Below are 11304 nucleotides of genomic sequence, written 5' to 3' on the forward strand. Positions count from 1 at the left end.
GGCGCCCGCCGTGCCGCCGTGGCGGGCGGACCGCCGCCGGGGACCGGGGTCGGTGAGGACGACCGCCGGGGCCCGGCCGTCGCGCTCGAGCGCGCGCACGCCGACGGCCACGTCCTCGCGGGCGGTCAGCCCGAGGCCGACGACGAGGGCGACGGCGTCCACCTGGCTCGCCAGGCGGGAAGCGGCGCCGGAGCGCTCCAGGGGCGGGACGTCGAGGACGACGTCGTGCCCCGTCGCGCGCAGCGCGGCCACGAGGCCGCGGTCGACGAGGTGCTCGAGGTCGCTGGCCGATCCGCTGCCGGAGCCCGCGGTGACGACGAGGAGGTCCTCGACGCCGGTGCGCTGGGCCACGGCCAGGACCTCCTCCGGCGCCACGGGTGCCCGGCCGCCTGCGGGCAGGTCGAGCAGGCCGGCGGCGCCCCGGTCCACGCCGAGGAGGTGGGACCCCGCCGAGGTGGCGCCGTCGGCGGCGACGGCGTCAGCGGCGCACACGAGGAGGACGGGCGCGCGGCGGGCCAGGGCGGCCGCGTGGTGGGCGGCGACGGTGCTCGTCCCCGCACCGTCCCCCGCGCCGACGACGGCGAGCACGAAGGCGGCCTCGCCCCGCCCTGCCACCAGCTGGGCGGACTGGCGGGCGGCCGCACCGGCGAGCGGGGACGCCGAGCCGACGGCGAGGTCGCCGCCGGAGGAGCGCGGCAGCCGAGGGGCGAGGACGCCACCGACCCCGGCGAGGTCCGAGGCGTCCTGCACGGTCGTGGAGCGCCGGCGCCAGAGGACGGCCGCGCCGGCGCCGGCCAGCGCGCCGAGCAGCCCGCCGAGGACGGCGCCGAGGACTCCCGCGGGGACGCCGTCGGGCTCGACGAGGACAGGGGGCTGGATCACCGTCGCCCCCTGGTCCGCCGACTGCCGGGCCAGGGCGACGCTGCTCGCGAGCGTGAGGAGGTTCTCGTAGCGCCCCTGCAGCGCCGTCACCTGGCCGCCGTTCGGCGGCAGGACGGCGCCGTCGGAGGCGCTGGCGATCTGCTGGAGCACGACGTCGAGCTCGGACTGCACCGCCTGCGCCTGCGCGTCGAGCCGGTCGGCGGCCTGCTGCGTGCGCCGGTCGACGTAGCTGGAGGACGCCGCCTCCGCGGCCGCCAGGGCGGTGTCCGGCGAGCCGGCCGTCGCCGACAGCTGGACGACGTTCGACTGGTTGACGCGCGTCGCCTCGAGGTCGACGTCCTCGCCGCCGGAGGCCGCCTCGACCGCCGAGGTGAAGCGGTCGCTGCCGAGGTACACCAGCTCCGTCTGGAGGAAGGCGTCCGAGACGTCGACGGCCGGGTCGAGCGTGGCGTCCGCGTTGGCGCTGACCGAGCTGTCGGGCTGCAGCGCCAGCAGGACCGTCGCCGTGCTGCTCGTCGGTCGCGTGGCGCCCAGCACGCCGCCCACCACCGCGCCCAGGAGGGCGCCGACGAGGACGAGCGCGAGCGCCACGAGCGGGGCCCCGGGTCGGGGGGCGGACGGTCGGCGCACGGGTGGGTCCTTCCGGTGGAGGTGCCCGTCGTCCGTCGGGACGGCGGGCCTGGGGGTACGGGCTGGTCGTGGTGCGGGGAGGAGGTGCGCCGGCGGGCCCGCGGCTCGCAGCTCGCCGCTGGCAGGGTAGACGGGGAGCCGGCGCGCTGACCGCCCCGCGGGAGGGCGGACGGGGCGGTGACGCCCGGTCGGCCCAGCGCGGGCGGGGCGTCCGCCCGGCTCAGCCGGAGGTGGGGTCGACGTCGTCGCCGTCGAGGGTCCAGCCGCGGACGACGAGGCCCTCCGCGGCCGGGGCCGACAGCAGGTCGGCGGGCCCGCCCTCGAGCCGGAGGTCCACGAGCTCGACGCCGGTCACCGGCTGGTCGCCGATGACGCCGACCTGCCGGCTCGCGGTGGACCGGGTGCCGCGGACGGCGAGGTCGCGCACCTCCACCGCAGTCAGGTCCGCCTCGTCGCTGCCGTCGAAGAGCAGGACCGCCCCGTGGTCGATGTCCGCGTCGGTGTTCGCGTCGACCACCTGGCCCCCGTCGACGACGACGTCGCTGGTGGACGTCGTGAAGTACGGGTCTCCCTCGGTCGCGACGTAGACGCCGGCCGCGCCGGTGCCCGCGACGTCGACGTCGGTGATGACCACGTCCTCGCCCCCGACGACGGAGACCCCGCGGGCCGCCGAGCCCCGCACGACCGGGGACTCGATCCGCACGTCACGGCTGGGCGCCCCGTCCTGGGCGTAGGAGACGACGGCGACGCCGTCGTCCCCGGTGTCCTGCGTCGAGGCGTCCACGACGCGCCCGTCGGAGGAGCCCTGGGTGATGTGGACGCCGTCCGCGCGCGTGTCCTCCACGCGCACGCCGTCGAGGAGGAAGCCGGTGGAGCCGCCGGCGACGAAGACGCCCGCCGCGGCGGACCCCCGCACCGTCACGTCGTGGACCTCGACCCCGCTGGTGCCCCGCAGCAGGAGCCGCTGCTGGTCCTCGCTCGACCAGCGCCGCGTCGTGCCGGGCGTGGACAGGACGAGGTCCCGCAGCACGACGTCGTCGGACTCCACGCGGAAGGACGAGCGCTCCTCGTCCGTCGCCACCAGCTCGGCGCGCCCGCGCACCTCGACGTCGTCGACCGCCAGGACGAGCACGTCGGAGGTGGCGTAGGTGGCGCCGTCCGCCAGCCGCAGCTGCTGGCCGGGTCGCAGCGCGTCCATCGCCTCCTGCAGCGCCGCCGTGTCGTCGGCGCGGCCGTCCCCGACCGCACCGAAGTCCTCCGGCCGCAGGACCTCCGGCCGGGTCAGCACCCAGGCCAGCGCCCCCGCCACCACGAGGACCGCGACGAGCGCGGCGCCCGCGACGACGACCCCCCGGCGCCCGGCCGGGCGTCCCCCGCCCGGGGCGGTCGGCGGTGCCGCTGCGGCCGTGCTCACCCGCCACCGCCGCGGAGCACCTCGCGGAGGGTGAGCAGGATGATCTTCGCGTCCAGCCAGAGCGACCAGTTGGCGATGTAGTAGTTGTCGTAGCGCGCCCGGTCCTGGATGGAGGTGTCCCCCCGCAACCCGTTGACCTGCGACCAGCCGGTGAGGCCCACGGGCACGCGGTGACGAGCCCAGTAGCGGTCGTGGTCGCGCGTGAACTGCTCCACGAAGACCGGCCGCTCGGGCCGCGGGCCGACGAGGCTCATGTCCCCGCGCAGGATGTTGAAGAGCTGGGGCAGCTCGTCCAGGGACGTCTTGCGCAGGAAGCGGCCGATGGGGCTGAGCCGCGAGTCCTGGGCGATGTTCCAGTTCGTGGCGCTCTCCTCCTCGGTCGCCGGCCGCATGGAGCGGAACTTCAGGACCGTGATGGGGCGCGACCACAGGCCCACGCGCTCCTGGCGGAAGAGGACGGGCAAGCCCGAGTCGACGACGACCGCGAGGGCCACGAGCGCGAGGACCGGGGCGAGCAGGACGACCGCGACCGCCGCCGCCGTCCGGTCGACGAGGGTCTTGACCACCCACGCCGGCGAGGACATGACGTCGGTCCGCAGCCGGACCAGCGGCGTCCCGCGCAGGCTCTCGACGTCGGGCCCGTCGTGCGTCAGCTCGAACAGACGAGGCACGACGAGCACCTCGCACCCGTGCGAGGCGGCGACGATCACGCTGTCGACGACCTCGGCCTCGGGCTGGGCGCTGTAGGCGACCACCACCGTCTCGACCCGGTGCTGGTCGAGCACCTCGTGCAGGCGCGACTCGTCCTCGAGGAGGACGGGCACCTCGCGCTGGTCACCGCGGGCCCCGCTGTGGCCGTCGATGAAGCCGACGGGCTCGAGGCCCTGCTCGGGGTGGCGACGCATCGCGGCCACCAGGTCGCGCCCCACCGCGCCCGCGCCGAGGACGAGCGTGCGTCGCCGCGCCGACGGGTCGCGCCGCAGCCGGCGGCGCAGGCCGGCGTAGAGCACGACGCGGACGAGCGAGCTGAGGACGAGGAAGAGCGCGAGGAAGAGGGTCGTCGGCGCGAGCAGCTGGCTGCTGCCCCACAGGACCACCGACAGGCTCGCCACCCCGAGCGTGAGGACCGTGCTCTGGACGACCCGCGGCATCTCGTCGAGCACGCTGAGGCCGAGTCGACGGCGGTAGAGGCCCAGGGTCGTCCGGGCGAAGAGCAGCAGCGCCGCGGTGAGCACGACCATGAGGCTGTGGAGCTCGACGACGGCGCCGGCGGCCACGACCACGAGGAGGTCGGCGACGACGGCGACGACGACGCGGCGGTCGAGGCCCTGACGGCGGCGCGAGCCGGTGGCCGCTGCGGCCGCCAGCACGCCTTCGGCGTCCGGGAAGCGGCTCCCGCCCGCGGGCGGGCGTCCCGCGGCGCGCTCGGCGACGGTCGCCAGGCGGGCGGCCGCGCGCGTGAGGGGGGCCGGGACGCCCTCGTGCGGGGCGGAGGACGACCCGTGGTGCGCCGGTCGGCTCGGCGTCCTCGTGCTCGTGGTGCTCGTGGCCTCGGCCATGGCGGCAGGACCCTCCGTGGGAGACGTGCTGGGTGTGGGCGGCTCCGTCGACGCCACGAGATGACTGATGGTGACATGGGCGCGCCGGGCGTACCGGCGGATGAGCGAGTTCCACCCCGTTCGGGTCATCGACGGCGCCCCCCGGACCTCTGCGCTCGCCCGTCGCTCACTGACCGTGCCCGACGGACGTCTGATGGTCACAACTGCGTCTCGTTCGGAGCAGCGCACCGGGTGGTTTGGGGCACTCGCGGACCATCTCCTGGACGTGTGGTGCGAGCGGCGTCACCCGAGTGAGCGGTGGACCCCCGGACGCCGTCGACGACGGCGACCGGACGCCGCTGCCGCACCGAGGCCGTCAGAAGAGGACGGTCGCCAGGGTCCCGGCGCGGGAGAAGCCGGCGCGGCGGTAGGCCGCGACGGCCGCGGTGTTGAAGTCGTTGACGTACAGGCTCACCGCCACCGGCGAGGCCTCACGGGCGAGGGCGACGACGGCGGCGGTGCCCGGCGCCGCCAGGCCCTGCCCGCGCAGGGCCGGGTCGACGTACACGCCCTGCACCTGCACGGCGCGCGACGAGACCGCGCCGAGCTCGGCCTTGAAGGCCGTGCGCACGCGCCCAGGCCCCGGCAGCGGCGCCCCCGGCCCCACCGGCCGCAGCTCCGCGCCCTCGCCGGCGTCCAGCCGCAGGAAGGAGCGCCCGGCGGCCACGAGCTCGGCGACCCGCGCCCGGTAGGCCCGGCCGCCGTCCCACGCGACCGGCGAGTAGCCGACCTCCTCGGTGAACATCGCCACGCAGGCCGGGACGAGGACGTCGAGGTCGTCAGAGCCCGAGCGCCGCACCAGCGGGTCGGGCGCGACGGCGGGCGGCCCGTCGAGCACGAGCAGCGGCTGGCAGCGCCGGACCTCCCGCGCGCGCCCCCAGGACGGCGCCAGCCGCTCCCACAGCCCGAGCGCCGCGTCCGCGGGACCGACGATCGACGAGCACCGTCGCCCCTGCTGGCGGGCGCGAGCGGCGAAGGCGTCGACGGCGCGCTCGTCGGCCTCGACCGGGACGAGGTTGGCGCCCGACCAGCAGGCCGCCTCGAGCCGTCCGGGCGGGCCGAGGCCCCAGACCTCCCCGCCGAGGCGCCGCGGGGAGAGCCCCGCCGCCTCGACGCGCCCCGCGACGAAGACGTTGGCCACCGGGTCGCGGTCGCACAGCTCGAGCAGCTCGTCCCGGTCGGCGTCGTCGAGCACCCTCGCCCCGGTCCGCAGCACGGCCTCATCCCACCACCTCGCCGGGGCCCGCGCAGGACACCCGGGCGGGACGCGCAGCACGTCGGGACGCGCACGGGGCGGAGCGCCGGACGCGCAGCGCCGGTCGCGGTCGGCGCGGACCTCAGGCCAGCGGGCCCCCGCGCTCGGCCACGGACGCCAGCAGCCGGTCGAGCACGGCGCCGCCGCTGGCGCGCAGGCCGTCGTGCTGCCACTCGTTGGTGACCCAGACGTCGCACCGCCCGAGCGCCCGGGCGGTGGCCAGGGAGATGTCCACGTCGACGTAGAGGTCGTCGTGGTAGGCCAGCGCCGCCACCGGCACGTCGTTCGCGGCCAGCACCTCGGGCTCGTAGAGCGGGCCCCAGTCGTCGGCCGCGTGGAGCAGCTCGGTCGCGCCGCGGAAGGGCCGCAGCGCCGCCGTCTCCTCCAGCTGCCACGGGTAGGTCATCTCCCCCAGCAGCCCGAGGTGGCGCGCGGACGGCTCCAGCTCGGGCGGCAGCAGCCGCTGCGCCGCCCACGCCGTCGGCCCCTGGCCCAGCAGCGGCCCCTGCGCGTAGATCGACTCGTGCAGCACGACGTACAGGGGTCCGTCGGCGTGGCTCGTGCGCTCCTCGACGGCCGCGAGGAACGACGGCGCCAGCGGCCCGTCGGGCGCCGACCCGTGCCCGTCGTGGGAGGGCCCGTCGCGGAACGCCTCGTCGAGCAGCCAGTGGAGGTCGTCCGACCCGTCCCCGCGCCCGAGCGCGATGCCGAGCGACTGCAGGCGGCGCGTGGTCAGCCGGTCTCCCGACGGCAGGCGCACGTCCTCGGCGTCCAGCCGGTCGGCGAGCGCGTCGAGCAGGCCCGCGTCCCCGGGGAAGCGGGCCAGGTGGCGCGCGTTCCGGTCGAGCACCCGGGGGTAGGTGGCCGCGTAGACGTCGTCCGCGGTCGCCGTCAGCCCCGCCAGGCCCCCCGTGACGTAGCAGGCGGCGAGGCCGTGCGACGCCCGCGAGAGGTAGGTCAGCGTGACGAAGCCGCCGTAGCTCTGGCCCAGGCTCTCCCAGCGCCGGCCGCCGTAGACGGCGTGGCGCACGTGCTCGGCGTCGGCGACGACGGCGTCGGCCCGGTGGTGGCGCAGGTGCTCGGCGAGCGCGGCGTCGCCCTCGGGCGTGCCCGCGCCGAGCTCGGCCGCCCGCGAGGCGTCGACGCGCGTGCTGCGGCCGGTCCCCCGCTGGTCGAGCAGGACGACGCGGTGCGTCCGCGTCGCGCGCGCCAGCCACCCCTGGCCGGGCACGGGCCGCGGGCTCTTGCCCCCGGGGCCACCCTGCAGGAAGAGCAGCAGCGGCAGGTCCTCGCCCTCGCGGCGGACGTCGACGACCTCGCGGGCCAGCACCTGCAGCGTCGGACCCGGGTCGGCGGCGGGCACGGGCCCCGACGCCGGGACCGGCCGGCCGGGGCCGCCCCGCTCCCCCAGGTCCCACCGCAGCGGCACGTCGACGACGTGGTCGGTGACGGCGAGGCCCCGCAGGAGGGTCCGCGTGGACGAGCGCAGCGGCACGCTCAGCCCACGCTGACGGTCGGCGCCCCGGCGGCGGCGGGCCCGGCGGCCTCGCCCGCGGGCTCGCCCATCTGCTCGGCCAGGCGCTCGGCCTCGGCGATGAGGGTCTCGACGATCTGGTCCTCCGGCACGGTCTTGATGACCTCGCCCTTGACGAAGATCTGGCCCTTGCCGTTGCCGGACGCCACACCGAGGTCGGCCTCGCGGGCCTCGCCCGGCCCGTTCACGACGCAGCCCATGACGGCGACGCGCAGCGGCACGGTCATGCCCTCGAGCCCGGCGGTCACCTGGTCGGCCAGCGTGTAGACGTCCACCTGGGCGCGCCCGCACGACGGGCAGGACACGATCTCGAGCTTGCGGGGCCGCAGGTTCAGCGACTCGAGGATCTGGTTGCCGACCTTCACCTCCTCGGCCGGCGGCGCGGACAGCGACACCCGGATCGTGTCGCCGATGCCCTGGGACAGGAGCGCCCCGAAGGCCGTCGCCGACTTGATCGTGCCCTGGAACGCCGGCCCGGCCTCGGTGACGCCGAGGTGCAGCGGCCAGTCGCCCCGCTCGGCGAGCAGCTGGTAGGCGCGCACCATGACGACGGGGTCGTTGTGCTTGACGGAGATCTTGAAGTCGTGGAAGTCGTGCTCCTCGAAGAGCGACGCCTCCCACACGGCCGACTCCACGAGCGCCTCGGGCGTCGCCTTGCCGTGCTTCTCCATGATCCGCCGGTCGAGGGACCCGGCGTTGACGCCGATGCGGATGCTCACGCCGGCGTCCTTGGCCGCCTTCGCGATGGAGCCCACCTGGTCGTCGAACTTGCGGATGTTGCCGGGGTTCACCCGGACCGCCGCGCAGCCCGCGTCGATCGCGGCGTAGACGTACTTCGGCTGGAAGTGGATGTCCGCGATCACCGGGATCTGCGACTTCTGGGCGATCGCCGGCAGCGCGTCCGCGTCGTCCTGGCTCGGGCACGCGACCCGGACGATGTCGCAGCCCGTCGCGGTCAGCTCCGCGATCTGCTGCAGCGTCGCGTTGATGTCGGTCGTCGGCGTCGTCGTCATCGACTGGACGCTCACGGGCGCGTCCCCGCCGACGTCGACCGTCCCGACCTTGATCTTGCGGCTCTTGCGCCGCGGGGCCAGCACCGGCGGCGGCGGGGCGGGCATGCCGAGGGACACGGGCACCGAGGGGCTCATGCCGCCGAGTATCCCCCCGCGCGACGACGCGCCGCGAGGCGCCTGGACGGCCGCGCACGGCCAGCACGACAGCAGCCGCGCGGGAGGAGGGGCGAGCGTCGCGCGGTCGGGTCCGCGCCGACCGGCGGGGTCTCGGCGGGCACTGGCGACGCGCCCGGTGGTCACCCGCCGCGGTGGTCCGGGCGCTGCCTGACGTGCCCGCCCAGCCCCCACCGCCCGACGCTCAGGTGACGCGTCGCCGTCGCGCTCCGCGCTCGTCCTCGAGCGACCAGGGCGTCGGTGAGTCGGACACGGGCCCGGGCCGGGGGGCGCTCGGGGCACGTCAGGCGAGCAGCGTGGTCGGGGCGTGAGCCCCGACCACGCGCGTAGCCAGTGCCCGGAGCGGCACCCGGCCCGGGCCCACCCGACCGGGCACCCGCACCTCCAGGCCGCGGGCTCAGCCCAGCAGGGAGATGGGTCGGACGATGTCGGCGTAGAGCAGGAGCAGCGACATGACGACGAGGGCGCCGGAGACGACGTAGACGACCGGCATCGCGCGGGCGACGTCGACGGGGCCGGGGTCGGCGCGGCGGCGCAGGCGCGCCACCTGGCGGCGCAGGCCCTCCCAGAGGGCGCCGGCGACGTGGCCGCCGTCGAGGGGCAGCAGCGGGACGAGGTTGAAGACGAAGAGCGCCACGTTGAGGCCGCCGAGGACGCCGAGGAGCCCGGCGACGCGGTCGGTGACGTCGAACTGGTCGATGGCGGCGAACTCGCCCGACAGGCGGCCGACGCCGACGATGCCGATGGGGCCCTCGGGGTCGCGCGGGGCGCTGCCGAAAGCCGCCTGCGCCACCTCGACCATGCGCAGCGGCAGGGTCAGGACGACGCGGCCGACGGCGACGACCTGGTCGGCGACGACGCCGGGCACCGCCGTCACGGGCTGGGCGACGCGCTCGGAGACGGGCGTGATGCCGACGAAGCCGGCCTCCTCGGTGAGCACCGCGCCGCCGTCGCCGACGACGGGGGCGCCGTCGGCGTCCAGCTGCGGCACCTGCGTGGCGATCGGCGTGATGGTGAGGTCCACCTGGCGGCCGTCGCGCTCGACGACGAGGGGGACGGCGCGGCCGGCGGCGTCGCGGATGTCGGCGCGCAGCGCGTCCCAGCCGTCGACGGGGCGGCCGTCGAAGGCGACGACCTCGTCGCCGGGGAGCACGCCCGCCGCGGCGGCGGGGGTCGGCGGGGCGTCGGCGGGGCAGGCGGTCGCGGTCGACGTCGCGGGCAGGACGCACTCGCTGACGGTCTGCACGCGCGTCGTGGGGGCGAGGGCGGTGCCGATCGTCGTCGTCAGCACGCCGAGGAGGACGACGGCGATCAGGAGGTTCATCGCCGGGCCCCCGAGCATGATGACGACGCGCTTCGCCACGGGCAGGCGCCAGAACGCGCGGTGCGCGTCCTCGGGGCCGACCTCCTCGGCGGAGAGGCGGCGGGCGTCGTCGGCGAGGGTCTGGAAGATGCCCGTGGAGGACTCGCGGACGACCGAGGGGTCCTCGCCGCGGCGCGGGGGGAACATCCCGACCATGCGGATGTAGCCGCCGAGCGGCAGCGCCTTGACGCCGTACTCCGTCTCGCCGCGCCGGCGCGACCAGACGGTCGGGCCGAAGCCGACCATGTACTGGGTCACCTTGACGCCGAAGCGCTTGGCGGGCAGCAGGTGGCCGACCTCGTGCAGGGCGATGGACGCGGCGAGCCCGAGGGCGAAGACGAGGACGCCGAGGACCACGAGGGCGACGGCGGCCGGGCCCCAGGTGATGGTCAGCCCGGTGCCCTCGGCGGCGGAGGCGAGGACCGGCAGGGCGCTCACCGGCGCGCCCCCGCGGCGTCCGGCGCGAGCACCTCACGGGCGCGGGCGCGCGCCCAGCGCTCGGCGGCGAGGACGTCGTCGAGGGTGAGCTCGTCGGCGGTCGTGCCGCCCGCCACGTCGGGCGCCGCGGCGGACTCCTCGACGACCCGGGCGACGGTGTCGACGATGCTCGTGAAGCGGGTGCGGCCGGCGAGGAAGGCCTCGACGCACTCCTCGTTCGCGGCGTTGTAGACCGCCGGCGCGGTGCCGCCCGCGGACCCGACGGCGCGGGCGAGGCGGACGGCGGGGAAGGCGTCGTCGTCGAGGGGCTCGAAGTCCCAGGACTGCGCCCGGGTCCAGTCGCAGCCGGGGCCGGCGTCGACGACGCGGTCGGGCCACCCGAGGCCGAGCGCGATCGGGATGAGCATGCTCGGCGGGGAGGCCTGGGCCAGCGTGGCGCCGTCGACGAACTCCACCATCGAGTGCACGAGCTGCTGGGGGTGGACGACGACGTCGACCCGCTCCATGGGGACGCCGAAGAGCAGGTGCGCCTCGACGACCTCGAGGCCCTTGTTGACGAGCGTGGCGGAGTTCGTCGTGATGACGCGGCCCATGGCGAAGTTGGGGTGGGCCAGCGCCTGCTCGGGCGTCACCCCCTCGAGGCGCTCGCGGCTCCAGCCGAGGAAGGGGCCGCCGCTGGCGGTGAGGACGAGGCGGCGCACCTCGTCGGCGCGCCCTCCGCGCAGGCACTGGGCGATCGCCGAGTGCTCGGAGTCGACGGGCACGACGGCGCGCGCCATCCCCCCCGCCCGGGCGGCGGCCGCGAGGACGAGCGGCCCCCCGACGACGAGGGACTCCTTGTTGGCGAGCGCGAGGACGGCGCCCTCGGCCGGGCCGCCGGGGGCGGCGGCCGCGAGCGCGGCGAGGGAGGGCGCCAGGCCGACGCTGCCCGTGATGCCGTTGAGGACGACGTCGGCCGGCAGCGCCGCGGCGCGCTCGACCGCGCCCTCCCCCGCGTCGAGGG

8 protein-coding genes are annotated in these 11304 nt (G+C 76.8%); all 8 read right to left on the reverse strand.

The window, feature by feature from the left end; genetic code table 11:
- The coding region (locus tag HLB09_RS08005) for a P-loop NTPase family protein (RefSeq protein ID WP_171202867.1) at window positions 1-1512 on the reverse strand (1512 nt) is incomplete at its 3' end.
- Between the two features lie 220 nt (window positions 1513-1732).
- The gene (locus tag HLB09_RS08010) at window positions 1733-2926 is read right to left on the reverse strand and encodes a right-handed parallel beta-helix repeat-containing protein (RefSeq protein ID WP_171202868.1); all 1194 of its coding nucleotides are present in this window, start codon (window positions 2924-2926) and stop codon (window positions 1733-1735) included.
- Complete coding sequence (locus HLB09_RS08015) at window positions 2923-4485, reverse strand: sugar transferase (RefSeq protein ID WP_171202869.1); 1563 nt, start codon at window positions 4483-4485, stop codon at window positions 2923-2925. The genes HLB09_RS08010 and HLB09_RS08015 overlap by 4 nt, the downstream gene beginning before the upstream one ends.
- A 355-nt stretch (window positions 4486-4840) precedes the next feature.
- Window positions 4841-5740, reverse strand: a complete 900-nt coding sequence (locus HLB09_RS08020) for a GNAT family N-acetyltransferase (RefSeq protein WP_171202870.1) — start codon at window positions 5738-5740, stop codon at window positions 4841-4843.
- 121 nt (window positions 5741-5861) lie between these two features.
- Entirely contained in the window at window positions 5862-7268 is a 1407-nt protein-coding gene (locus HLB09_RS08025) for an alpha/beta fold hydrolase (protein ID WP_246234735.1), read from the reverse strand.
- Between the two features lie 8 nt (window positions 7269-7276).
- Window positions 7277-8431, reverse strand: a complete 1155-nt coding sequence (gene ispG / locus HLB09_RS08030; protein WP_171202873.1) for a flavodoxin-dependent (E)-4-hydroxy-3-methylbut-2-enyl-diphosphate synthase — start codon at window positions 8429-8431, stop codon at window positions 7277-7279.
- A gap of 466 nt (window positions 8432-8897) precedes the next feature.
- Window positions 8898-10292, reverse strand: a complete 1395-nt coding sequence (locus HLB09_RS08035) for a M50 family metallopeptidase (protein WP_246234737.1) — start codon at window positions 10290-10292, stop codon at window positions 8898-8900.
- A 5-nt stretch (window positions 10293-10297) separates the two neighbouring features.
- Window positions 10298-11304: 1-deoxy-D-xylulose-5-phosphate reductoisomerase (locus HLB09_RS08040; RefSeq protein ID WP_171202871.1), on the reverse strand; the 1007-nt coding region annotated here is incomplete at its 5' end.

The sequence above is a fragment of the Pseudokineococcus marinus genome (assembly GCF_013004605.1).
GTDB lineage: Bacteria > Actinomycetota > Actinomycetes > Actinomycetales > Quadrisphaeraceae > Pseudokineococcus > Pseudokineococcus marinus.